The following is a 24,410-nucleotide window of genomic DNA, read 5'->3' as shown; positions in this document are numbered from 1 at the left end:
TGCCCGGCGGAAACCCCCCAGCGCACCGTGCCGGTCGCGATCGTTGTCACAGCCGCGGACTAGAGTCGCTGCCGTGACCGCGACGACTCCGCGCCTGCTGCTGCTCGACGGACATTCCCTGGCCTACCGGGCGTTCTTCGCCCTGCCGGTGGAGAACTTCTCCACCACCACGGGGCAGCCGACGAACGCGGTCTACGGCTTCACCTCCATGCTGATCAACGTGCTCCGGGACGAGCGGCCGACGCACGTCGTGGTGGCCTTCGACCTGTCCCGCCGCTCGTTCCGCACCGAGAAGTACGCGGACTACAAGGCCGGCCGCAAGGAGAGCCCGCCCGAGTTCGCCGGCCAGGTCAGCCTGATCAAGGAGGTGCTGACGGCGCTGCGGATCCCGGCGGTCGAGAAGGAGAACTACGAGGCCGACGACGTGATCGCCACGCTGGCCTGCCAGGCGCGCGACGCGGGGATGTCGGTGCTGATCTGCACCGGCGACCGGGACGCCTTCCAACTGGTCGGTGAGCAGGTCACCGTGCTCTACCCGCGCAAGGGCGTGTCGGACCTGGCCCGGATGGATCCGGCCGCGGTGACCGAGCGCTACGGCGTCGGCCCGGACCGCTATCGGGACCTCGCCGCGCTGGTCGGCGAGAGCAGCGACAACCTCTCCGGCATCCCGGGCGTCGGACCGAAGACCGCGGCCAAGTGGATCAACACGTACGGCGGCGTGGAGGGCGTGGTCGCGCAGGCCGACGCGATCAAGGGCAAGGCCGGCGAGAGCCTGCGGGAGCGGCTGGCCGACGTGATCCGCAACTACGATCTCAACCGCCTGGTCATCGACCTGGAGTTGCCGCTGCGCCCGGACGACGCGCTCTGGGCCGGCTGGGACCGGGAGGCGGTGCACCAGGTCTTCGACACGCTGGAGTTCCGGATCCTGCGCGACCGGCTCTACCAGTACCTCGACGCGGTGGAACCGGAGGCCGAGGCCGGGTTCGAGCTGGCCGGCGAGCAGCTCGGCGCCGGTGCGGTGGCCGGCTGGATCGAGACGCACCTGCCGGCCGGCACCCCGTGCGGGGTGGCGGTCAGCGGCAGCTTCGGGCGCGGCGCCGGTGAGCTGACCGGGATGGCCCTGGCGACCGCCGACGGGGTGGCGGCCTGGTTCGACCCGGCGGCGCTGGAGCCGGCCGACGACGCGGCCGTGGCCGCCTGGCTGGCCGACGCGCAGCGGCCCAAGGTGTTGCACGACAGCAAGCCGGCGATGCTGGCGTTCGCCGAGCGCGGCTGGTCGCTGGGCGGGGTGGCCCGGGACACCGCGCTGGCCGCCTACCTGGCCCGGCCCGACCAGCGCTCGTACGACCTGACCGACCTGGCCCTGCGCTACCTGCACCGGGAGCTGAAGGTGGACGCCCCGGCCGACGGTCAGCTCACCATCGACGGCCTGGGCGACGAGGGCGAGGTCGAGCGCAACCTGATGCTGCGCGCCCGGGCCACCCTGGATCTGGCCGAGGCGATCGGCGCCGAACTGGCCCGGGACGGGGAGCTGTCCAGCCGGCTGCTGGCCGAGGTGGAGCTGCCGCTGGTGGGTGTCCTGGGCACGATGGAGCGGATCGGCATCGCCGCCGACACGGACTACCTGTCGGAGCTGGAGGCGCACTTCGCGGCCGGGGTGAAGGAGGCCGCCCAGGCGGCGTACGCGGTGGTGGGCCGGGAGTTCAACCTGGGCTCGCCGAAGCAGTTGCAGGAGATCCTGTTCGGCGATCTCGGCCTGCCGAAGACGAAGCGGATCAAGACCGGCTACACCACCGACGCCGACGCGCTGCAGTGGCTGTTCGTGCAGACCGAGCACCCGCTGCTAGCGCACCTGCTCCGGCACCGCGACGTGGCCCGGCTGAAGTCCACGGTGGACGGCCTGCTCAAGTCGGTCTCCCCGGACGGGCGCATCCACACCACGTTCAACCAGACCGTCGCGGCCACCGGCCGGCTCTCCTCGACCGACCCCAACCTGCAGAACATCCCCATCCGCACCGAGGAGGGCAGGCGGATCCGCCGGGCGTTCGTGGTGGGGGAGGGGTACGAGTCGCTGCTGTCGGCCGACTACAGCCAGATCGAGATGCGGATCATGGCGCATCTGTCCGGGGACGCCGCGTTGATCGAGGCGTTCAACTCCGGCGCGGACTTCCACGCCGCCACGGCCTCGTCGGTGTTCACCGTGCCGCTGTCCGAGGTGACCGCCGACCAGCGGCGCAAGATCAAGGCGATGAACTACGGCCTCGCGTACGGGCTGAGCGCGTTCGGGCTCTCCCAGCAGCTCGGCATCTCCGCCGAGGAGGCGCGGGGGCTGATGGAGGAGTACTTCAGCCGGTTCGGCGGGGTACGGGACTACCTGCACGAGGTGGTGGACCGGGCCCGGCGGGACGGGTACACCGAGACGATCCTCGGCCGTCGCCGCTACCTGCCGGATCTGGTCAGCGACAACCGGCAGCGGCGGGAGATGGCCGAGCGGATGGCGCTCAACGCCCCCATCCAGGGCTCCGCCGCCGACATCATCAAGAAGGCGATGCTCCAGGTGGACGCCGCGCTGCGCGGCTCCGATCTCGGCTCGCGGATGCTGCTGCAGGTGCACGACGAACTGGTCTTCGAGGTCGCCCCCGGCGAGCGGGACGCGCTGGTCGAGGTGGTCCGCCGCGAGATGGGCGGGGCGTACCCGCTCCAGGTGCCGCTGGAGGTGTCGGTCGGTGCCGGCCGGGACTGGAACAGCGCCGAGCACTGACCGCCCGAACGCCGAACGCCGCCGGGCCGGGGTTGCGGGCAGCCCGGCCCGCACGGGTCGGACCTGACCGCCCGAACGCCGGGCGCCGCCGGGCCGCCCGCGACCGGCGCGCGTACGCCCGGCTACTTCAGGGGGTCGTGACCCCAGTTCATCAGGGAGTACCGCCACCGGGTCCGCCGGACGTCGCCGCGGGGCCGCTGCGCCATGTGCCGGCGGACGTACCCGACGACCTTGCGCATGTGTCTGTAGTCGGCGTCGGTCAGTTCGGCGCGCCTGCGCCGGAGCAGGTTGACGATCTTCCGCCCGGAGTCGTGTCCCACGGACTCGCCGCCGCCCCGGCGCCAGCCGACCGTCTTGGACTCGTCGGTCTCCAGCCACCGCTGGAGTTCGCCGGGTCGCATGTTCACGGCCTCGGTGAACTCGCGGTAGGTGTCCCGGCCGTCGTCACCGCTCACGGCGCAGCGCCTCCGGTCGGTGCGCGACGTCCCGGCCCGAGTCGTCGTTGCGGATGCGGTACTGCGGCGCCTCCGGCGAGGCGTTCACGGTCCGGCCCCGGATCCGGGTCCGCTCGGTGATCTCGCCCTGCACGACGCCGTGTCCCCGGCCGCCGTGGCTGGCCCAGGAGACGTGATCACCCTTGCGGAACCGCTGCTGGCTCGCCATGCCGCTCGGGTACCCGCGCCCGGGCCGGCAAAACCGGATCGGCGTACGCGCCGGCGCCACCCGCCGGCGGTCGGTTGCCCGGCCGCAGGTACCACCGGTTGCCGTCCACGTCGGCCCGGTGCAGCACGTCCGGCTGGCGGCAGGTGTGGACCCGAGGTGGGTTCAGCCCGCGGGCTTGTCGGCCAGGTAGATGGCCGTACCGGGAAAGAGCCGACCGCGCAGCGGGCTCCACTGGCCCCAGACCTCCCCGTGGTCGGCCGGCCACTCCGGTTCGACCAGATCGCGCAGGACGAAGCCGGCGCCGACCAGTTCGCGGATCCGGTCGCCCAGGGTCCGGTGCTGCTCGACGTAGCGGGCGGTGCCGGTCTCGTCCTGCTCGACGTACGGTCGGCGGTCGAAGTACGAGTGCACGGCCAGCAGGCCGCCCTCGCCGGGATCGTCCAGGAAGATCCACCGGATCGGGTGGGTCACCGAGAACACCCAGCGGCCACCCGGGCGGAGCACCCGGTACACCTCGCGCATCAGGGCCGCCGAGTCGGCGACGAACGGGACCGCGCCGAACGCGGTGCAGACCGTGTCGAAGATGCCGGCCGGAAACGGCAGGGCCAGCGCGTCGGCCTGGACCAGCGGCACGCGTACCCCGGTGCGGTGGGCCGCGGCCGCGGCGTGCCGCAACATGCCCGCGGACAGGTCGGTGGCCACCACCTCGGCACCCGCGCGGCGCAGCCACCGCGCGGCGGCGGCCGCACCGCAGCCCAGTTCCAGGATCCGGGTGCCGGCCACCGGCCCGAGCAGCCCCGCGTCGGCCTCCCGCAGCCCCTCCGGACACCAGACGAAGTCCACGTCGCCGAGGAAGGCGCCGTGTTCCTGCTGGTAGGCGTCGGCGTCGGTGTCCCACCAACCCCGGTTGGCCCGCCGCGCCTCGGCGTCGCTCACCGGTCGGCGGGAAACGCCCGGTTCCGCGTCGGCCGACCCCTGCTGGTCCATCGCGGCAGTCTAGGGGGTGTCCCGTCGATCTCCGCGGAGCGAAACGGCGTCCCGAGCGCGGGTACGCCCCGGGGCGTACCGTGCGGATCTTCGCTGGTGGAGCGGGAGGGGGCGGCCGGGGGAGCGGTTGCAGCCCGCCGTCGGCCGTCGACATCTGGCCCTATGTCCTGATATTGTCTCGGCTCCCGGCAAAGCGCGTTGGATCACCTGCCCTGGCCTTGCACGCTGTGGTAATGCGCACGGTAAGCTTACTGGTGCGCTTGCGGATCGTGTGCCTCGGCAGGGAGCAGGTCCGCGGTCGACGGACACGTTCAATGATCATCGACCGGTCATTGCTCGGCGTGCCCGCCGGCGGGTCCGTTGGCGCGAACAGGTCACCGCGACAACCACCTGCGGCGACAATCCATCCGACCGGAGCAACCGCCCACATGACGAGCAGCATCGAGGCCACCTCGAGCGCCAACCGGGTCACCGTCGATGACCTCGGCACGGAAGAAGCCTTCCTCGCGGCCATCGACGAGACCATCAAGTACTTCAACGACGGCGACATTGTCGAAGGCACCGTCGTCAAGGTCGATCGGGACGAGGTCCTGCTCGACATCGGCTACAAGACCGAGGGTGTGATCCCCTCGCGCGAGTTGTCGATCAAGCACGACGTCGATCCCGCCGAGGTGGTGTCCGTCGGTGACCACATCGAGGCCCTCGTCCTCCAGAAGGAGGACAAGGAGGGTCGCCTGATCCTGTCGAAGAAGCGTGCCCAGTACGAACGCGCCTGGGGCACCATCGAGCGGATCAAGGACGAGGACGGCGTCGTGCGCGGCTCCGTCATCGAGGTGGTCAAGGGTGGCCTCATCCTCGACATCGGGCTGCGCGGCTTCCTGCCCGCCTCCCTGGTCGAGATGCGCCGGGTGCGGGATCTGCAGCCGTACGTGGGCCGCGAGCTCGAAGCCAAGATCATCGAGCTGGACAAGAACCGCAACAACGTGGTGCTGTCCCGCCGGGCCTGGCTGGAGCAGACGCAGTCCGAGGTGCGCACCGAGTTCCTCAACAAGCTCCAGAAGGGCCAGGTCCGCAAGGGCGTGGTCTCCTCGATCGTCAACTTCGGCGCGTTCGTCGACCTTGGCGGCGTGGACGGTCTGGTGCACGTCTCCGAGCTGTCCTGGAAGCACATCGACCACCCGTCCGAGGTTGTCGAGGTCGGCCAGGAGGTCGAGGTCGAGGTCCTGGACGTCGACCTGGACCGCGAGCGGGTCTCGCTGTCGCTGAAGGCGACCCAGGAAGACCCGTGGCGCCAGTTCGCCCGGACCCACGCGATCCAGCAGATCGTGCCCGGCAAGGTCACCAAGCTGGTGCCCTTCGGCGCGTTCGTCCGGGTCGACGACGGCATCGAGGGCCTGGTGCACATCTCCGAGCTGGCCGAGCGGCACGTGGAGATCCCGGAGCAGGTCGTCCAGGTCGGTTCGGACGTCATGGTCAAGGTCATCGACATCGACCTGGAGCGCCGGCGGATCTCGCTGTCGCTCAAGCAGGCGAACGAGGGCTTCGTGGAGGGCGAGGAGAACTTCGACCCCACCCTCTACGGCATGACCGCCACGTACGACAACGAGGGCAACTACATCTACCCGGAGGGCTTCGACCCGGAGACGGGCGAGTGGCTCGAGGGGTACGACAAGCAGCGGGAGGCCTGGGAGCAGCAGTACGCGGAGGCCCGGCAGCGTTGGGAGGCGCACACCAAGCAGGTGCAGTCCTCCCGCGCCGCGGAGGCCGAGGCGGCGGCCAACCCGGCACCGCCCACCGGCGGCAGCACCTCCTCCAGCACTCCGGCGCCGACCCGTCAGGCGGAGGAGCCGGCCGGCACCCTCGCCACCGACGAGGCGCTCGCCGCGCTGCGGGAGAAGCTCGCCGGCGGCAAGTAGTCCGCACCGTACGGCGGACAGCACCGTACGAGGAAGGCCCCGCCATCCCCGGCTCAGCCCGGGGGTGGCGGGGCCTTCCGCATGCCGCCGGCCGCCTGCCCGGTCCCGTGCCCGAATGGTCCGTTCCAGTCGCCCGATCTTGCGGCGGGGCGCGCCGCCGGGTTGACTTGACCGGTGCTGCGAGTGGGGTTGACCGGCGGAATCGCGTCCGGCAAGAGCGCCGTGGCCGCCCGGCTCGCCGAGCGCGGTGCGGTGATCGTCGACTCGGACGTCCTGGCCCGGGAGGTGGTGGCGCCCGACACCGACGGCCTCCGGGAGGTCGTGCGGACCTTCGGGGACCGGGTCCTCGGACCGGACGGCGCACTGGACCGGCCGGCGTTGGCCGCCATCGTGTTCGGCGACCCGGAACAGCGGGGCCGGCTCAACGCGATAGTCCACCCCGGGTACGCGAGCGCAGCGCCGCGCTGTTCGCCGCGGCACCGGCCGACGCGGTCGTGGTCAACGACGTACCGCTGCTGGTCGAGGTGGGGCTCGCGCCGACGTACCACCTGGTGGTCGTGGTGGCCGCGAGCCGGCCCACCCGGGTGGCGCGGCTGGTCCGGGACCGGGGGATGACCGCGGACGAGGCGTCCGCCCGGATCGCCGCGCAGGCCGACGACGCGCGGCGCGCCGCGGCGGCCGACGTGTTGCTCCGCAACGACGGCGACCTGGCCGACCTGTCGGCGGCCGTGACGGACCTGTGGCGCGACCGGCTGGTGCCGTACGAGGCCAACCTGCGGCACCGGCGGGTCGCCCCGCCCGCGCCGCTGGCACCCGTGGCCCCCGACGCCTCCTGGCCCGAGCAGTACGCCCGGGTGGCGGCCCGGATCGGGCACGCCCTCGGCCCCGCGGCGCGGCTGGACCACGTGGGCTCCACGGCCGTGCCGGGGCTGGCGGCCAGGGACGTCCTGGACGTCCAGCTCACCGTCGCCGACCTGGCCGAGGCGGATCGGCTCGCCGAGCCGCTGGCCGCCGCCGGGTTCCCGCGAAGCCCCGGCCGGTGCGGGGACCGGCCCGGGAGCGCACCGCGGGCCGAGCCGGGAGGCTGGCCGCAGCGGCTGCACGGCAGCGCCGACCCGGGCCGGGCGGTGCGCCTGCACGTCCGGCCGGCCGGCTCGCCGGGCTGGCGGTTCGCGCTGCTGATGCGGGACCACCTGCGGGCGGACCCCGACCGCAGGGACGCGTACGCGGACCTCAAGCGCCGGCACGCCGCGCAGGGGGACCGGCAGCGCTACGCCGCGGCGAAGGAGCCCTGGTTCGACGAGGAGCGCGTCGCGGCCGAGCGCTGGGCCGCGACGACCGGTTGGCGCCCGGATCCGGCGACCGGCTGACCGCCGGGGCGCAACGCCCCGCGCCCCGTGCGGTGCACCGGCCGGGCCGGCCGCCGGAATCCCCGGCGCCCGGGATGCCTGGCGCTCGGGATGTCTAGGACGCCCGCGCTCGGATTTGCTGATGCTGCGGTGCCCGGTGCCCGGTGCCCGGTGCCCGGTGCCCGGTGCCCGGTGCCCGGCACCCGGATGGCCGGTGCCGGGATGCCCGCGCTACGGCACGGCCGGCAGCCAGGGCACCGGACCCGGCGCCACATCGAGCTGGGCGAAGGCGCCGGTGCGGGTACGCAGCTCCAGCCGGCGCAGCCCGCCGTTGGAGTCGATCCAGTACCGCAGCCGGGCGCCGCCCGGCGGCGCGCCCGCCTCGGCCGGCTTGGGCACCTCGAACACCGTGAGCTGCCGTCCGCGCAGCGTTTCGGAGCGCAGCCAGACCGCCGCGGCGCGCACCGTGGGCACCTCCCAACCGGTCCGCCGCCCGGCGGCCAGTGCCTCGCTGAGCAGGAGTTCCAGGTCCAGTTCGCCGCCGTCGTCGGCGCGCTCCAGCCAACTGGCCGTACTCCAGCCGTCCCTGGGCGAGGGCAGCGGCGGTGCCTGCCAGCCGGGCGGGTCGGTGGCACGGCTGGCGCCTCTGCCGGTGCTTCTGCCGGTGCCGCCGGACGCGGTGCTGCCGGTCGCGGTGCTGCCGGCCGGATCCTCCCGGCGGGCCACCCCGGTCGCGTCGGCCCGGATCAGCGCCGGCGGCACCCGGCCGGCCGCCTCGGTGAGGCTCAGGTACGCCGTCGCCCGGCGCCAGTCGATCCAGCCGCTGCCGCGTAGCTCGGTGTTGGACCCGCCGGGCAGCGTGAGCGTGACCCGGGCCCCGCCCCGGCTGCGGTCGACCCGGGGCATCCGGGCCAGCCGGTCCGCCTCCGCGTCGGTGACCGCACGGGGCCGTACCGGATCGCCGCCGAGCGCGTCGATGGCGTTGATCTTGATCTTCTTCGGGTCGGCCGGCCGGTCGAGGTCGGCGCGGACCGGGACCGCGCCGGGCAGCGTGGCCTCGAACCGGTGCAGCCGGGCGTCCCGGTCCAGCCAGTACCGGATCACGCCGCCCAACGCCTTCGGGTCGCCGGGGTCGCGGGCCCCGGTGGCGCTCGCCGACCCGGTACGGCCGGCCGCCGTGCCGTCACCCGGGGCCGGACCGTCGCCGAGGGCCGTGCCGTCGCCGGGGGCCGTGCCGTCGCCGGGGGCCGTGCCGTCGCCGGGGGCCGTGCCGGCACCCGACTGCCCGGCGTCGTCGGTCTCACCGGCGGCCACGGTGCCGCCCGTGCCGGTCGTGCCGGGTGGGGTGGGCACCGCCGGCAGGGCCGGCCCGATCAGCACGTCCACCGGCAGCCCGCCGATCTGGTCGGGGTTCAGCCAGCGCGCCGGCGCCCGGGTCAGGGCCTGCGCGCCGTCGCGGTCGGCGGCCAGCCCGAACAGCAGGGTGAGCAGGGCGTCCAGGTCCCGGGTGGCCGACTCGGCGCGGCGGATCCGCCAGCCGTCGGCGGGCGGCACCGCCGGGGGCAACCCCGTGCCGCCGGCGGTGCCGCCGACCGACGGCCGGCTGGCGACCACCCCGGGCAGGGCCTGGAGCAGGCCGCGGTCGGTGCCGGCGCCCGCGCCGTCGATCGCCAGGTACGCGATCTGCCGGCGCCAGTCCACCCAGCCGCCGACCCGGGTCAGCGTGCCGGACCGGTCCAGGGTGGCGCGTACGGTCACGGCGCCGTCGCGCAGGTTGGTGGTCCACATGGCGGCCAGCCGGCGACCCTCGGCGGCGGTCAGCGGCCGGGTGCTGTCCTGGTCGGTCGGGGGTGCCGGGGCGGCCAGACCGACCGCGAGACCGGCGCCCGAGGCGACGGCAAGGCAGGTCAACAGCGCCAGGGTGACGGGCCGGCGGCGAACCGCGGCGGGGGCGCTCGTCCTCACGGGTGTGCAACGGTGCAGCCGGGGCGGAGGTGACGCCCGGGTTGCCATGATCAGCGACGGGTGATCAGAAAAGGGCGCTCGCGGCGGCCGGTCAGCGCCTCAGCGCGACCACACGGGTGCGCTCGCCGTCATGGACGGGGCAGCAACCCTGCGCACGGATGGCGCGGACACCTGTGCGGGTCCGGTCAACCACCCGTCGGCCGCCGCGAGCGGCCTACCATAAAACCGTAGCGCGGTGATCTCGGGCACACAATGGCATTATCGACGCCGATCGCTCACCCCTGGTCGTCGGCCGAACCTGTCGGTGCCCCGGCGTACCGTTGACGGCATGGCGATCGAGATCCCACGGCTGGACGGCCGGTTCCAGGTCATCAGCGAGTTCCAGCCGTCCGGAGACCAGCCGACCGCGATCGCCGAGCTGGAGCGGCGGGTGCGCCGCGGCGACCGGCACGCGGTCCTGCTGGGCGCGACCGGCACCGGCAAGAGCGCCACGACCGCGTGGCTGGTCGAGCGGTTGCAGCGGCCCACCCTGGTACTGGCGCCCAACAAGACCCTCTGCGCGCAGTTGGCGAAGGAGTTCGCCGAGCTGCTGCCGCACAACGCGGTCGAATACTTCGTCTCGTACTACGACTACTACCAGCCCGAGGCGTACATCCCGCAGACCGACACCTACATCGAGAAGGACTCCTCGATCAACGAGGAGGTGGAGCGGTTGCGGCACAAGGCGACGATGTCCCTGCTCACCCGGCGGGACGTGGTGGTGGTGGCGACCGTCTCGGCGATCTACGGCCTGGGCACCCCGGAGGAGTACCTCGACCGGGCGGCCCGGGTCGTGGTGGGCCAGGAGATCGAGCGGGACAAGCTGCTCCGCCGGCTGGTCGACATCCAGTACACCCGCAACGACATGGCGTTCCAGCGGGGGACGTTCCGGGTCCGGGGTGACACGCTGGAGATCATCCCGGCGTACGAGGAACTGGCGGTGCGGATCGAGTTCTTCGGTGACGAGGTGGAGAAGCTCTACTATCTGCACCCGCTGACCGGCGAGGTGATCCGGGAGACCAACGGCCTGCTGATCTTCCCGGCGACGCACTACGCGGCCGGCCCGGAGCGGATGGAACGGGCGATCGCCGGCATCGAGACCGAGCTGGCCGAGCGGCTGGCCGAGCTGGAGCGGCAGAACAAGCTGCTGGAGGCCCAGCGGTTGCGGATGCGCACGACGTACGACGTCGAGATGATGCGCCAGGTCGGGTTCTGTTCGGGCATCGAGAACTACTCGATGCACATCGACGGGCGTTCGCCCGGTGACCCGCCGCACTGCCTGCTCGACTACTTCCCGGACGACTTCCTCACGGTCATCGACGAGTCGCACCAGACGGTGTCCCAGATCGGCGGCATGTACGAGGGCGACGCGTCCCGCAAGCGGATGCTGATCGAGCACGGCTTCCGGCTGCCCAGCGCGGCCGACAACCGGCCGCTGCGCTTCGACGAGTTCCTGGACCGGGTCGGCCAGATGGTCTTCCTCTCCGCGACCCCCGGCTCGTGGGAGCTGGAACAGTCCGGCGGGGAGTACGTCGAGCAGGTGATCCGCCCGACCGGCCTGGTGGACCCGGAGGTGGTGGTCAAGCCCACCCGGGGCCAGATCGACGATCTCATGCACGAGATCAAACTGCGCACCGAGCGGGACGAGCGGGTGCTGGTCACCACGTTGACCAAGAAGATGGCCGAGGATCTGTCCGACTACCTCCTCGAACACGGCATCCGGGTGCGCTACCTGCACTCCGAGGTGGACACGCTGCGCCGGGTCGAGCTGCTGCGGGAGCTGCGCAAGGGCGACTACGACGTGCTGGTCGGCATCAACCTGCTGCGGGAGGGCCTGGACCTGCCCGAGGTGTCGCTGGTGGCGATCCTCGACGCGGACAAGGAGGGCTTCCTGCGCAGCGGCCGGTCGCTCATCCAGACGATCGGGCGGGCCGCCCGCAACGTCTCCGGCCAGGTGCACATGTACGCGGACAAGGTCACCCCGTCGATGGCCGCCGCGATCGAGGAGACCAACCGGCGGCGTGCCAAGCAGATCGCGCACAACGAGGCCAACGGGATCAGCCCGCAGCCGCTGCGGAAGAAGATCCACGACATCCTCGACGACATCTACCGGGAGGCCGAGGACACCGAGCGGACCACCGTCGGCGGCGCGGCCCGGCAGCTGTCCCGGGGGAAGGCGCCGGTCAAGGAGACCCGCAGCCGGTCGGCCGCCGGCACGCCGTCCCGGGCCGGCATGGCCCGGGCCGATCTGGCGCAGCTCATCCAGGAGCTGAACGACCAGATGCTGGCCGCGGCCCGGGAACTGCAGTTCGAGCTCGCCGCACGGATCCGGGACGAGGTCGCGGAGCTCAAGAAGGAACTGCGCGGGATGGACGTCGCGGGCGTCGCCTAGGGTCCGCGTCGACGCCCCGGCCGGGCGGGGTCAGGCCGGCACGTCGGTGAAGTGCTCCACCCGCGGCGGCTGGGCGAAGTAGGGGCCGATCAGCGAACGCCAGGTGGTGTAGCGGTCGGTGCCGCGGAAGTTGTCCTCGTGGTCCTTCACCGAGTCCCACTCGACCAGCAGCACGAACCGCGACGGCGACTCGATGCCCCGGGTCATCCGCACCGACCGGCATCCGGGGGTGCCCGCGAGCACCCGGTGTCCCTCGGCGTACGCGGCGGCGAACGCGTCCTCGCTCCCGGGCCGTACGTCGATCAACGCCACCTCCAGCACCATGCCGACAGCGTCGCACGGCCGCCGTCGCCCCGGTGAACCGGGTCGACGATCCCGTCAAAAGCCCAGCCTCCTAGGATGCCTTGCGGCAAGTCTTCATCATTACTACGTCATGCCCCGGTCGCGCCGACCCGCCTCCATGGGCAACAATGGTCGGCGGAGGGGAGTATTCCCCTGCGGCGGTGTCGTCAGCACGGTCTCGCACCGGAACGTTCGGTTCGAGCCCGGCGCCGTCGATCGCCGGCCCGTCTCCAGCGGGTCAGCGATGGAAGAGACCTCCGACAGTCACCACCGAACGCGTCACGCCTCGGTGCCGGTCTCCGGTGCCGCCCGCGTGACGGGACGTGCCTGCCGGAGGAATGCATTGAACGTGTCTGCAGGGTTGTGGGCGGTCACCCTCGTCGTGTTGACGGCGGTGCTCATCATCGATCTCGTCATCATCGGCCGCCGACCGCACGAGCCAACGATCCGCGAGTGCACGCTCTGGGTCACCCTCTACGTCCTGCTGGCGCTGGCCTTCGGCGGCGGGCTGTGGCTGTTCGAGGGCTCGACCCCGGCGGTCGAGTTCTACACGGGATGGCTCACCGAGTACAGCCTGTCGGTGGACAACCTGTTCGTCTTCATCATCATCATGGGACGGTTCGCCGTACCCCGGCAGTTCCAGCAGAAGGTGCTGCTGATCGGCATCGTGCTGGCGCTGGTGATGCGCGGCGGGTTCATCGCCGCGGGCGCCGCGCTGATCTCCCAGTTCTCCTGGGTGTTCTACATCTTCGGCGGGTTCCTCATCTACACCGCGGTGAACTTCCTGCGTCAGGGCGAGCCGGACGAGGACGAGTTCCAGGAGAACATCGTGATCCGGTGGAGCCGGCGGGCGCTGCCGCTCAGCCGCGACTTCGCCGGCGGGCACCTGATGACCCGGGAGAACGGGCGGCGGCTGTTCACCCCGATGCTCGTCGTGATGATCGCGATCGGCACCACCGACCTGATCTTCGCCCTGGACTCCATTCCCGCGATCTTCGGGATCACCGAGGAGTCGTACCTGGTCTTCGCCGCGAACGTCTTCGCGCTGATGGGGCTGCGGCAGCTCTACTTCCTGATCGGCGGCCTGCTGGACCGGCTGGTGTACCTCACCATCGGGCTGGCCGTGGTGCTCGGCTTCATCGGCGTGAAGCTGATGCTGGAGGCGCTCGCGGAGAACAACCTGCCGTTCGTCAACGCCGGCCGGCCGGTGCAGTGGGCGCCGCACGTGCCGATCTGGCTCTCGCTCTGCGTGATCATCGGCACGCTGGTGGCGGCCACGGTGGCCAGCATGATCAAGTCGTCCCGGGACCGCCGCCGGGAGCTGACGGGCGCCAGCCACTGACCGGCCCCGCGCCGGAGCCGCCCCGGAGCCGCCCCGGGTCAGACCCGGTGTACGCCCACCAGGGTCGCGTTGCGTTCGGCCGGCAGCGGCTCCTCGACCACCCGGCGCAGGTTGTAGCAGGCGTGCAGCATCCGCCGCGGCCCACCGCTGCCGGCCCGCGCGGTGACGATGCCGATGTGGTGGATCTTGCGGCCGGGCCGGGCGAACAGGTAGAGGTCGCCGGGCCGCTCCTCGCCCAGTTCCAGCGGGGTGGTCGCGGCGGCCTGGTCGTCGGCGTCCCGGGGAAGCCGGACGCCGAGCCGCCGCCAGGCCAGGTGCACCAGCCCGGAGCAGTCGATCCCGTACGTCGAGACGCCGCCCCAGATGTACCGCACGTTCCGGAGCCGGCAGGCCACGTCGAGCGCCTCGACGGCGCTCGGTAGATGGTCCGGTCCGGGGCCAGGTGGGCATCGACGGCCCAGAGCGGATCCGTCCGGCCCGGAACGTGGACCGGGCGCCAGCCGTCCCGGGCCGGACCGGCCACGGCCAGCCGGGTGCCGAGCATCACGCCCGGCAGCACCGGCGGCCCGTCGGGGCTGGCGTGCAGCACCGTGGCCGTGGTGTCGACGACGAGCCGGTTGTCCGGCTCGTCGTCCCGATCGGGCTCCGCCGGGGCCAACTGGTCGGCCGGCAGCCAGCCGGGGTAGCCCCGCGGGTCCAGTTTGGCGGCGGGTTGCTCCAGCGCCAGCACGTGCACCCAGCCGTCCGGGCGGACCTGGCGTACCAGCACCCGTTCGCCGAGCAGGAGCTGGCTGAGCACGCAGTCGCCCACCTGCTGATCGGTGTTCATGGCGGCGATCCAGCCGCGGATGTCGGTCCGGTTGGCCAGCGCCGGCGCATCGACCGCGCGGACGGCCTCCGGCCGGGTCCACAGGGTGGCGACGGCGACGTGGACGACGGCCTCCTGGCCGGGTTGGAGCGTCACGACCCGTACCGCCTTCCTTTCCGGTGCCTGACCGCGACCCTACGAAGGGTCTCGGTGCGGGGCAACATGCTGATGCTTACTTCCGTCACGTCTGTTCGGTGGACCTCTGCCCGGCGGCGGGGTCCCCGGCGCCGGCCAGGCCGGTGATACCCGACCCGGGCGCGTCGGGAAGCACCACCTCCGGCCCGTCGTACCGGATGCCGCCCCGCACCGGCGTGGCGGCCAGCCACCACGCCGCGTCCAGGTCGGAAACGGCGCTCGTGCCGTACGCGCCGACCAGGCTGGCCGCGGCGCCGAGCCCGACCTGGCTTTCCATCATCGAGCCGACCATGGTGCCCATGCCCTGCGCGGTCGCCAGCTCCAGCAGCGTGCGGGCGGCGCTCAGGCCGCCGCACTTGGCCAGCTTCACGTTGACCATGTCGGCCGCGCGGCGCCGGATCACCTCGACCAGGTCCGGTACGTCGAAGACGGCCTCGTCGGCCAGGATCGGGGTGTCGACCCGGTCGCTGACCCAGGCCAGCCCCTCGATGTCGCGCCGGGCGACCGGCTGCTCGACCAGTTCCACGTCCAGCCCGGCGTCCTCGATGCCGCGGATCACCCGGACCGCCTCGCGGGGGCTCCAGCCCTGGTTCGCGTCCAGCCGGATCCGGACGGCACCGCCCACGGCCGCCCGGACGGCGCGTACCCGGTCCAGGTCCCCCGCGGCGTCGGTACCCACCTTCAGCTTGAGCACGGTGAAGCCGTCGGCGACCCGCCGCGTGGCGGTGGTCGCCAGTTCCGGCGCGTCGCCGGCGGACAGGGTCACGTCGGTCGGTATCCGCCGGCGGGTGCCGCCGAGCAGCCGGACCAGCGGTACGCCGAGCCGGCGCGCGGCCAGATCGTGCAGCGCGGTGTCCACGGCGCCCTTGGCGGCCTCGTTTCCGGCGACCGCGCGCCGCACCTCGGCGCAGCGGGCCAGCAGGTCGTCCGGGTCGCGGCCGGCGATCCGCGGGGCGAGCTGGTCGGTCACGCACGCCTCGGCGCCGGCGATGGAGGCTCCGGTCACCTGCCACACCTGCGGGGCCTCGCCGAAGCCGGACCGGCCGTCGGCGTCCACGATCTCGACCACAAGCGTCTCCACCGTGCTCGTGCGGCGCAGCGCCGTGACGAACGGGGTGTGCAGCGGCGCCGACAGCCGGTGGGTGCGTACGGCCGTGATCGTCATGTAGCGCACCCTATGTCGTCGACCTGGGCGAACCGCCCCTCGCCCCGCCCGGGTGTGCTGCGCGCCCCGGCGTCGTGATGCGGGGTCGAGGCGCTCAGGCCAGGTGGTGCCGGGCGGCCCAGACCGCCGCGGAGATCCGGGCGATCAGCCGGCACGCCTCGTCGGCCAGGTCGGTGCTGGTGCAGGCCACCACGGCGTACGGGGGCGCGTCGTCGGGAAAAACCACCCCGGCGCCGTGCCGTACGCCCTGCACCCAGCCGTTCTTGTGCGCGACGCGGACGTGCGGCGGCAGCCCGGCGGCCAGGTCCTCGCGGTGCTCCTGGCGGAACAGCATCTCCAGCATGGCGGCGCAACTCGCCCGGCCGGCCAGCGGGCCGGGCAGGTCGGGTAGGTCGGGTAGGTCGGGCGGATCGGACGGGCCGCTGGCGGGGTCCGGCCGGTCCACCGGTCGATCCGGCCGCGTGCCGCGGTCGTCCTCCTCGGCTGCGGCTGCGGCTGCGGCTTCGGCGCCGCGCGCCACCGCCCCGAGCAGGGCCGCCAGGTCGGCGGCGGTGACCAGGTTGGTGATCCCGGCCTCCCGGGCCGCGAAGTCCTCGATCCCGCGGCCGGTGACGCTGTTGCGGGCGCCGGCCAGGGACCACACCTGGGCCACAGCCGGCTGGCCGACGTGCGTGAGGACGATGTTGGTGGCCAGGTTGCTGGACCGGACGATCATGCGCTCGGCGAGCCAGCGCAGCGGCGCGTCGGCGCCGACCCGCTCCCACACCGCCTCGTCGTTGTCGTAGCCGCGCTGGCAGGAGAAGCGGGGCGCCCCGGGCAGCGCCGAGGCGAACTCGTTGCCGACCGGCACCGGCGTGTCCAGGTCGAGCCGGCCGGCCTCGGCGGCCCGGAACAGCGCGGCCAGCACCGCCACCTTCATGGTGCTGGCCGCGTAGTGCGGGGTGTCCGGCAGCCGGGCGTAGGCGGGCGGGTGGTCCAGCCGTGCGGCGTACACCGAGATCGTGCCGGGCACGGCCGCCAGCTGCTCGTCGAGATCCGCCCAGGTCATGCCTGGACCGTAGCGGATCCGGCGTCAGCCGGCGTGCTTGCGCCGGGCGGCGGCCCGGGCCCGGGCGGTCTGGTCGAGCACCACCTTGCGCAGCCGGACGGCGACCGGGGTGACCTCCACGCACTCGTCCTCGCGGCAGAACTCCAGGGCCTGCTCCAGGGACAGCTTGCGGGGCGGGATCACCTTCTCGGTCTCGTCGGCCGTGGAGGAGCGCATGTTCGTGAGCTTCTTCTCCTTGGTGATGTTCACGTCCATGTCGTCGGAGCGGGAGTTCTCCCCGACGATCATGCCCTCGTAGACCTCGGTCGTCGGCTCGACGAACAGGGTGCCGCGTTCCTGGAGGTTCAGCATGGCGAACGAGGTGACCACGCCGGACCGGTCGGCCACCAGCGACCCGTTGTTGCGGGTCCGCAGCTCGCCGAACCACGGCTCGTACGACTCGAAGACGTGGTGCAGGATGCCGGTGCCGCGGGTGTCGGTGAGGAACTCGGTGCGGAAGCCGATCAGGCCGCGCGCCGGCACCAGCCACTCCATCCGGATCCACCCGGTGCCGTGGTTGACCAGTTGCTCCATCCGGCCCCGGCGGGTCGCCAGCAGCTGCGTGATCGCGCCCAGGTACTCCTCGGGGGCGTCGATGGTGAGCCGCTCGACCGGCTCGCAGACCTTGCCGTCGATCTCCCGGGTGACCACCTGCGGCTTGCCGACGGTCAGCTCGTAGGACTCGCGGCGCATCTGCTCCACCAGGATGGCCAGCGCCAGCTCGCCGCGGCCCTGCACCTCCCAGGCATCCGGCCGTTCGGTGGGCAGCACCCGCAGCGACACGTTGCCGACGAGTTCCTTGTCCAGGCGGTCCTTGACCATCCGGGCGGTGACCTTGGCGCCCTTGACCCGGCCGACCAGCGGCGAGGTGTTGGTGCCGATGGTCATCGAGATGGCCGGCTCGTCCACGGTGATCAGCGGCAGCGGGCGGGGGTCGTCCACGTCGGCGAGCGTCTCGCCGATCATGATCTCCGGGATCCCGGCGACCGCGATGATGTCGCCCGGGCCGGCCTGCTCGGCCGGCTTGCGCTCCAGGCCCTCGGTCATCAGCAGCTCGGAGATGCGGACCTTCTCGGTGCTGCCGTCGGTGCGGCACCAGGCGACCGTCGTGCCCTTGCGGATCGTGCCCTGGCGGACCCGGCACAGCGCCAGCCGGCCGAGGAACGGGGACGCGTCGAGGTTGGTCACGTGCGCCTGCAGCGGGGCCGCCTCGTCGTACCCGGGCGCCGGGATGGTGTCCAGCAGGGTGCGGAACAGCGGCTCCAGCGAGGTGCTGTCGGCCGGTACGACGCCGTCGGCGGGCTGCTCCAGCGAGGCGATGCCGTCGCGGGCGCAGGCGTACACGATCGGGAAGTCGATCTGGGAGTCGTCGGCGTCCAGGTCGAGGAAGAGTTCGTACGTGTCGTCGACGACCTCCTTGATCCGGGCGTCCGGCCGGTCCACCTTGTTGATCACCAGAATGATCGGCAGCCGGGCGCGCAGCGCCTTGCGCAGCACGAACCGGGTCTGCGGCAGCGGACCCTCGCTCGCGTCCACCAGCAGCACCACGCCGTCGACCATCGTGAGGCCGCGCTCGACCTCGCCGCCGAAGTCGGCGTGCCCGGGGGTGTCGATGATGTTGATGGTCACCGGCTCGCCGTCGGCGGGTACGTAGCGCACGGCGGTGTTCTTGGCCAGGATGGTGATGCCCTTTTCCCGCTCCAGGTCCATCGAGTCCATCACACGGTCGGCCACCTCCGCCCGGGCGGAGAACGCACCGGCCTGGCGCAGCATGGCGTCCACCAGTGTGGTCTTGCCGTGGTCCACGTGCGCGATGATGGCGACGTTACGGAGATCGGAGCGGGTCTGCATGGGGTCCATTCTTCGTGGTCGGTCCGGTCGGGGCGCGCCGGGGGCGCGCGGGCTGGCTGATCGCCGGTGGGCTCGGGTGGCCGGCTGACCGACATGTCCGGGGGGACCGCGGTGCTCGACCTGTCGACGCTGTTGCAGCAGTTGCCGTCGTGGCTTGTCTACGTCGTGGCGGCGACGCTGGTGGCTGGGGAGACGGCGGTGATCGTCGGGCTGATGATGCCCGCCGAGGCCACCCTGCTGCTGGTCGGCTTCCTAGCATACGCCGGAACGGTGCGCCTCGCCCCCATCATGATCATCATGATGGCCGCGGCGGCGCTCGGCGACACGCTCGCGTTCCGCAGCGGTCGCCGGCGCGGACCGGCGCTGCGGGCCGGTCGGCTGGGCGCCCGGGTGGGGGACCGGCGCTGGGCCCGGGCCGAGCGCCTGGTGCACCGGATCGGCGGCCGGGGCATCCTGGCCGCCCGGTGGCTGGCCTTCGTCCGCACCGTGGCGCCCCGGCTGGCCGGGGCGGCGGGCATGCCGTACCGGCGGTTCCTGCCCTGGAACCTGGCCGGGGTGCTGACCTGGGTGGGCACCACGGTGCTGGTCGGCTACCTGGCGGGCGAATCGTTCCACCGGGTGAGCGCGCTGCTGGGGAACGCGACCGGGGCGGTGCTGGCGCTGCTGGCCTGCGTGGCCGCCCTGGTGCTGCTCGGCCGGTGGCTGGGCCGGCATCCGGATCCGGTCCGGGCGCTGGCCGCGCGGGCCGCGGCGCTGCCACCGTCGCGGTGGGCCAGCCGCCGGTACGGCGAGTGGGCGCGGCGGCTGTCCGACCGGCTCGGCACCGGCTGGGCGCTGGCGGTCAACCTGCTGGTCGGGCTGGGGCTGCTGTTCGGCCTGGGGTTGGGGCTGGGCTGGCTGCTGCGCGTCCTGGTGGGGCACAGCGGCCTGGCCGTCGTCGACGGGGCGATCGGCGACTGGTTCGCGGCCCGGCGTACCCCGGGCGCCGTCGAGGTGGCGGGGGCGCTGCTGGGGGTGCTCCGCGGGCCGGTGCTGATCCTTGGTGTGGCGATACTCACGCTGGCGCTCGGCCGCCGGTCGGGGTCGCCCGCCCCGCCGGGCGACCCCGACCCGGCCGGTGACCGGGATCGGCCCGGCGGCCTGGACCGGGCCGGTGACCCGGACCCGGTCGACGATCGGGATCCGGTCGATGATCCGGACCGGGCCGGTGACCCGGACCGGGTCGATGATCGGGATCCGGTCGACGATCGGGACCCGGCCGGCGACGCCCCGGAGCGCCGGACGAACCTGGTGGACGTGCTGGGCACCGCGGGCGCGTTCGTGCCGTTGCTGCTGCTGGCCCTGGTGGCCGAACTCACCCGGCCGGACCAGTTCCGGCCGGCGGCGGTCGGCGGCGGTCCCGGCGCGCTGTTCCCCAGCCAGAACGCCGTGGTGACGGGAAGCCTGTGCACGATGGCCTGGCTGCTGTCCCGGGGCACGCACTGGGCGGGCGCGGTGACCGGCTGGACCGGTGCCGCGGTCGGTGTGGCGATCGTCGCGCTGGCCCGGCTCTACCTGGGCCTCGACACGGCCAGCGAGACGGTGACGGCGGTGCTGCTCGGGGCGCTGTGGACGGTCTTCCTCATCGTGGCCTGGCGCAACCGGGACCGGGCGGCCGCGCCGGATCCGGACTCGTGAGACCCGTTCCGGCATCCGGCGCCGGTGACGGCGTACTCACGGGACGTCGCCGGACACCTCCGACTGCTACGGTCGGCGCTCGTGAGACACGGAACGGGGCGGGTCGGTGTCCGGGCCACGGTGCTGATCGTGGCGGTGGGGTTCGTGTCGTCCGGCTGCGGGGGCGCGCCGCCCGTGCAACGGCCGACCGGGCCGGAGGTGGTGGCGGAGGCCACCGCCGAGGTGAGCGCGGAGGCGCTGCTCGGGCCGGCACCGAGCACACCGGCGGCCAGCCCGTCGCCGAGCCGGTCCGCGGCGGCCGGGTCGAGCCCGAGCGCGCACCGGGCGCCGACGCCACGGGCCAAGCCGAAGCCGCCGACCGAGAAGACCCTGCCGCCGCCGCCACCCGCGCCGGCCGCGGACTGCACGCCGTCGTACCGGGGGACCAAGGCGACCCAGAGCCAGGTCCGGGACGCGTTGACGGCCGCGGCGGGCCGGACGTACTGGCCCTCGTCGGCGCCGAGCCTGAGGGTGCCGGTGAACCTGGTCAAGGCGGTGGCCTGGCAGGAGAGCGGGTGGCAGTCCAACATCATCGCCTGCGACGGCGGGGTGGGACTGATGCAGGTGATGGAGCCGACGGCCGACTTCGTCAACCAGCGGTTCGAGCAGTCCTACGACATCGAGGACTACCGGGACAACGCCACCCTGGGCGCCAACTACCTCGCCTGGCTGACCAAGTACATCGGCGACGCCTACTTCGACAGCGACTACAGCCTGGACGCGGCCAACTGCACCGCCGAGCTGAACTCCTGCCTGCTCAACGCGGTGATCGCCGCGTACAACTTCGGGCCCGGCGCGGTGGCCACGGACAGCGGGCTGGTCATCCCCAACCCCCGGTACGTGCAGAACGTGCGGGCGCTGATGACCGAATGCACCTGCCTGAGCGTCTGATCCGCGGGCCGCGCCGGGAGGGGTCCGGGCGGACGGGGAGCCCGCGGTGATCGGCCGGCTCGCCGCGCGGCTCGCCGGCCGGCTGCTCGGGCTGCCGCCGACGGGTACCCGTCGGGTGGTGGTCACCCGCAACATCCGGGTCCGGGTCCGCGACGGGGTGCCGCTGCTCACCGACCACTACGCCCCCGACCGGGCCGGCGCCCCGACGCTGCTGATCCGCACCCCGTACGGGCGGGGTGGCCCGGTCCGGCTGCTCGGCCGGCTGCTGGCCGAGCAGGGCTTCCACACCGTGATCCAGTCCTGCCGGGGGACGTTCGGTTCGGCCGGCCGGTTCACGCCCCTGGTGCACGAGCGGGCCGACGGCCTGGACACCGTGGACTGGCTGCGCCGGCAGCCCTGGTACGCCGGCCGGTTCGGCATGTTCGGGGCCAGCTACCAGGGCTTCGTGCAGTGGGCGCTGGCCGCCGAGGTCGAGGACCTGCGGGCCATGGTGGCGGTGGTGACCGCGGCCAGCGTCCGGGATTCCACGTACGCGGGCGGATCGTTCTCGCTGGACACGGTGCTGACCTGGGCCGAGCTGCTGGAGGCGCAGGCCGTGCCCTGGCTGGCCCGCCAGCTCGAACTGCGCCGCGGGCAGCCCCGGCTGCTGGCCGGGCTGGCCCACCTGCCGCTGGCCGAGGCGGACCGGGTCGCCACCGGCGGCACCGTGCCGTTCTTCCAGGAGTGGCTGGTCGAGCACACGCCCGGGGCGTCGTACTGGCGGTCCCGGATGTTCGACGCGCGGATGGCCGAGATCCGCACGCCGGTGGCGATGGTGACCGGCTGGCACGACATCTTCCTGCCGGCCCAGTTGGCCGACTACGCCGCGCTGCGTGCGGCCGGCGGTCACCCGACGCTGACCGTCGGCCCGTGGACGCACGGCAGCCCGGGACTGCTCGCGGCCGCGTTGCGCGAGGGCGTGCCCTGGCTGCGGGGTCAACTGGCCGACGCGGGGCCACCGGGTGCCCCGGCGCCGCCGCGCGGTACGGCGGCACCGGCGTCCCGCCGGCCGCCGGTGCGGGTCCACCTGGGCGGCGGGGCCGGTTGGCGGGACCTGCCGGACTGGCCGCCACCGGCCACCGGCACGGCGTGGCACCTGCATCCGGACCGGGGGCTGCGCCCGGCACCGCCGGTGCCGTCCGCGCCGGACACCTTCCGGTACGACCCGGCCGACCCGACCCCGTCGCTGGGCGGCCCGCTGCTGGTGGCGCAGCGCGCCGGCCCGGTGGACAACCGGCCGGTCGAGGCCCGCGCCGACGTGCTGGTCTACACCGGCACCCGGCTCGACGCCCCGCTGGAGGTGATCGGTCCGGTGACCGCGCAGGTGTACGTGCGCAGCGCGCTCGCGCACTTCGACCTGTTCCTGCGGCTGTGCGATGTGGATCCGCGGGGCCGGTCGTGGAACCTGTGTGACGGTCTGGTCCGGGTGGAGCCGGGCCGGTTTCCGCCCGACGACGCGGGCGTGCTGCGGGTGCCGGTGACCCTGTGGCCGGTGGCGCACCGCTTCCGCCCGGGGCACCGGGTGCGGGTGCAGGTCAGCGGCGGCGCCCATCCGCGGTACGCGCGCAATCCGGGTACGGGCGAGCCGTTGGGCAGCGCCGTGCGGCTGCGGGCCGGGTGGCGCGAGATCTGGCACGATCCCGATCGCCCGTCGATGGTTGTCCTCCCGGTCGTCGCGGGCTGAACCGGCCCGCCCGGCCGCGGCTTCGCGCCATACGAAGTCATTACTTTTCGCCCAAAGCGCATCTGAGTAACGGCATGGTCGCGCTCAGTAAAGATTCACTCTGGGTTACGGCGCGGCTCGCGGCCCTCGCAATCAATTGAGATGAGTAACTTTCCACACTTGCTGGTAGTAGGTTTTGACCAGGCAAAAGGCGCTCGAACAGCCTGATCTTTGCTCGGCTGCGGGGAGGCGACATGACGCAGGCACCAGCCAATTTGATGACCGTACGTAGTTTGTTGCTTGAGTATCTCGATGTGCATCCCGGGACAACGGTGGATTCCGACCTTGATCCGGCCGAGGTCGGCATTGTCGGCGATCCGTCCCACAAGGGTGGCTACCACTGTGGATCAGACCGGGTGGTCACCAACGACTACTCCGTGGTGGAGTCCCCACGCGACCGGTCCGGACTCACGATCTACGCATCGGCACTGGACGTCGGGTGGTTCGAGATCAGAACCGCCAGCGGTCTGCACAACCTGCGGACCTTCTCCACCTGGTGCGTCACCCAGTGCCGGGCGAACACGGCGGACACCGCCGATCTCAGGGAGATCATCTATTCGCCGGACGGCAAGACCGTGCGCCGCTGGGACCGGCTCGGCAAACGCACCACGGGCGACTCGTCGCACCTGTGGCACACCCACTTCAGCTACTTCCGGGACGCCACAAAGGCCAACCGGGATCTTCGTCCACTTTATACGCGATACCTGACCGACATCGGTCTGATCGCGCCGCCGACACCTCCGGAGGCTGAGATGCAACAGTCCGACAAGCTCCTGCACGACACCGGCTGGAGCGGCCGTACGGTGGGGCACGTCTTTGCCGATCTGCAGAACCTGCGCAACTGGTTCTGGACACCGATCGGCGGCGAGACGGTCGGGCCGCCGGCCGACGGCTCGCCGGCACAGCTCCTGGCGGCGATGGCCAAGTCGTACCCGGACCTGGTGGCCAAGGTGAACGACCTGGTCGGCCGGGACCCCACGGCCCAGGCCATCGTCGAGGGCGTACTGGCCGGCCTGTCGCCCGAGGAGATCGCCGCGGCCATCCCGCCCACCGTCGCCCAGCAGGTGGTCGACGAGCTGGCCGCCCGGCTCGCCGCCGCGCCGAGCGCGACCGCCAGAACCGCGGAGTCCTCGACCGCCGCGCCGGCCGGCGCCGTCCCGCCGCCCCGGTAGGCCCGCC

17 protein-coding genes and 1 pseudogene are annotated in these 24,410 nt (G+C 72.9%); 9 read left to right on the top strand and 9 right to left on the bottom strand.

What is annotated here, in order from left to right; all coding sequences use genetic code 11:
• The first annotated feature begins 73 nt into the window (after positions 1-73).
• Positions 74-2,761, top strand: coding sequence for a DNA polymerase I (gene polA / locus CIK06_RS19975; protein WP_095566109.1), 2,688 nt, complete (start codon positions 74-76; stop codon positions 2,759-2,761).
• 122 nt (positions 2,762-2,883) lie between these two features.
• On the opposite strand, the gene CIK06_RS19970 is transcribed toward polA, so the two are convergent.
• From CIK06_RS19970 to CIK06_RS19960, 3 genes are all read right to left on the bottom strand, one after another.
• Positions 2,884-3,162: a DUF3140 domain-containing protein gene (locus tag CIK06_RS19970; protein ID WP_369916236.1), complete on the bottom strand. Its 279-nt coding sequence runs from the start codon at positions 3,160-3,162 to the stop codon at positions 2,884-2,886.
• Positions 3,163-3,205: 43 nt separating this feature from the next.
• On the bottom strand, positions 3,206-3,424 hold the full coding sequence (locus CIK06_RS19965) for a DUF2945 domain-containing protein (protein ID WP_095566107.1): 219 nt from the start codon (positions 3,422-3,424) through the stop codon (positions 3,206-3,208).
• A 162-nt stretch (positions 3,425-3,586) separates the two neighbouring features.
• The gene (locus CIK06_RS19960) at positions 3,587-4,411 is read right to left on the bottom strand and encodes a class I SAM-dependent methyltransferase (RefSeq protein WP_095566106.1); all 825 of its coding nucleotides are present in this window, start codon (positions 4,409-4,411) and stop codon (positions 3,587-3,589) included.
• Positions 4,412-4,839: 428 nt separating this feature from the next.
• Between CIK06_RS19960 and rpsA the strand changes: the two genes are divergently transcribed.
• Both rpsA and coaE read left to right on the top strand, forming a co-directional pair.
• Positions 4,840-6,327 (top strand): 30S ribosomal protein S1, encoded by a 1,488-nt coding sequence (rpsA, locus tag CIK06_RS19955; protein WP_095566105.1) that lies wholly within the window; start codon positions 4,840-4,842, stop codon positions 6,325-6,327.
• 174 nt (positions 6,328-6,501) lie between these two features.
• A pseudogene (coaE, locus tag CIK06_RS19950) lies at positions 6,502-7,697 on the top strand (dephospho-CoA kinase).
• A 210-nt stretch (positions 7,698-7,907) separates the two neighbouring features.
• Here coaE and CIK06_RS19945 read toward each other — a convergent pair.
• Positions 7,908-9,641: a hypothetical protein gene (locus CIK06_RS19945; RefSeq protein ID WP_157756873.1), complete on the bottom strand. Its 1,734-nt coding sequence runs from the start codon at positions 9,639-9,641 to the stop codon at positions 7,908-7,910.
• Positions 9,642-9,969: 328 nt separating this feature from the next.
• On the opposite strand from CIK06_RS19945, the gene uvrB reads away from it, so the two are divergent.
• On the top strand, positions 9,970-12,072 hold the full coding sequence (gene uvrB, locus CIK06_RS19940; protein WP_095566103.1) for an excinuclease ABC subunit UvrB: 2,103 nt from the start codon (positions 9,970-9,972) through the stop codon (positions 12,070-12,072).
• Between the two features lie 30 nt (positions 12,073-12,102).
• Here uvrB and CIK06_RS19935 read toward each other — a convergent pair whose 3' ends face one another.
• Positions 12,103-12,396 (bottom strand): antibiotic biosynthesis monooxygenase, encoded by a 294-nt coding sequence (locus tag CIK06_RS19935; protein ID WP_095566102.1) that lies wholly within the window; start codon positions 12,394-12,396, stop codon positions 12,103-12,105.
• A gap of 367 nt (positions 12,397-12,763) precedes the next feature.
• Here CIK06_RS19935 and CIK06_RS19930 point away from each other — a divergent pair, with 367 nt between their 5' ends.
• Complete coding sequence (locus CIK06_RS19930) at positions 12,764-13,756, top strand: TerC family protein (RefSeq protein ID WP_369915995.1); 993 nt, start codon at positions 12,764-12,766, stop codon at positions 13,754-13,756.
• Between the two features lie 38 nt (positions 13,757-13,794).
• Here the strand turns inward: CIK06_RS19930 and CIK06_RS31480 are convergent, their stop codons facing one another.
• From CIK06_RS31480 to typA, 4 genes are all read right to left on the bottom strand, one after another.
• Positions 13,795-14,130 carry a C40 family peptidase gene (locus tag CIK06_RS31480; protein WP_232533745.1) on the bottom strand — a complete coding sequence of 112 codons (336 nt, stop codon included), beginning with the start codon at positions 14,128-14,130 and terminating at the stop codon, positions 13,795-13,797.
• Positions 14,131-14,805: 675 nt separating this feature from the next.
• Positions 14,806-15,924, bottom strand: a complete 1,119-nt coding sequence (locus CIK06_RS19920; protein ID WP_095566100.1) for a mandelate racemase/muconate lactonizing enzyme family protein — start codon at positions 15,922-15,924, stop codon at positions 14,806-14,808.
• Between the two features lie 94 nt (positions 15,925-16,018).
• Positions 16,019-16,972: a serine hydrolase gene (locus tag CIK06_RS31475; protein WP_232533744.1), complete on the bottom strand. Its 954-nt coding sequence runs from the start codon at positions 16,970-16,972 to the stop codon at positions 16,019-16,021.
• A 24-nt stretch (positions 16,973-16,996) separates the two neighbouring features.
• On the bottom strand, positions 16,997-18,862 hold the full coding sequence (gene typA, locus CIK06_RS19905) for a translational GTPase TypA (protein WP_095566099.1): 1,866 nt from the start codon (positions 18,860-18,862) through the stop codon (positions 16,997-16,999).
• A gap of 111 nt (positions 18,863-18,973) precedes the next feature.
• On the opposite strand from typA, the gene CIK06_RS31470 reads away from it, so the two are divergent.
• From CIK06_RS31470 to CIK06_RS19885, 4 genes are all read left to right on the top strand, one after another.
• A complete protein-coding gene (locus CIK06_RS31470) occupies positions 18,974-20,539 on the top strand; it encodes a DedA family protein (RefSeq protein ID WP_232534342.1) in 1,566 nt (521 codons plus the stop codon).
• An 81-nt stretch (positions 20,540-20,620) separates the two neighbouring features.
• Complete coding sequence (locus CIK06_RS19895) at positions 20,621-21,469, top strand: lytic transglycosylase domain-containing protein (RefSeq protein WP_095567972.1); 849 nt, start codon at positions 20,621-20,623, stop codon at positions 21,467-21,469.
• Between the two features lie 46 nt (positions 21,470-21,515).
• On the top strand, positions 21,516-23,192 hold the full coding sequence (locus tag CIK06_RS19890; RefSeq protein ID WP_095566098.1) for a CocE/NonD family hydrolase: 1,677 nt from the start codon (positions 21,516-21,518) through the stop codon (positions 23,190-23,192).
• Between the two features lie 233 nt (positions 23,193-23,425).
• Positions 23,426-24,403, top strand: coding sequence for a hypothetical protein (locus tag CIK06_RS19885; RefSeq protein WP_369915994.1), 978 nt, complete (start codon positions 23,426-23,428; stop codon positions 24,401-24,403).
• The last annotated feature ends 7 nt before the right edge of the window (positions 24,404-24,410 follow it).

Origin of the sequence: Plantactinospora sp. KBS50 (genome assembly GCF_002285795.1) — a bacterium.
Classification (GTDB): Bacteria; Actinomycetota; Actinomycetes; order Mycobacteriales; family Micromonosporaceae; genus KBS50.
Note: the sequence above shows the minus strand (reverse complement) of the source record. Positions and strands in the feature narration are given on the sequence as shown.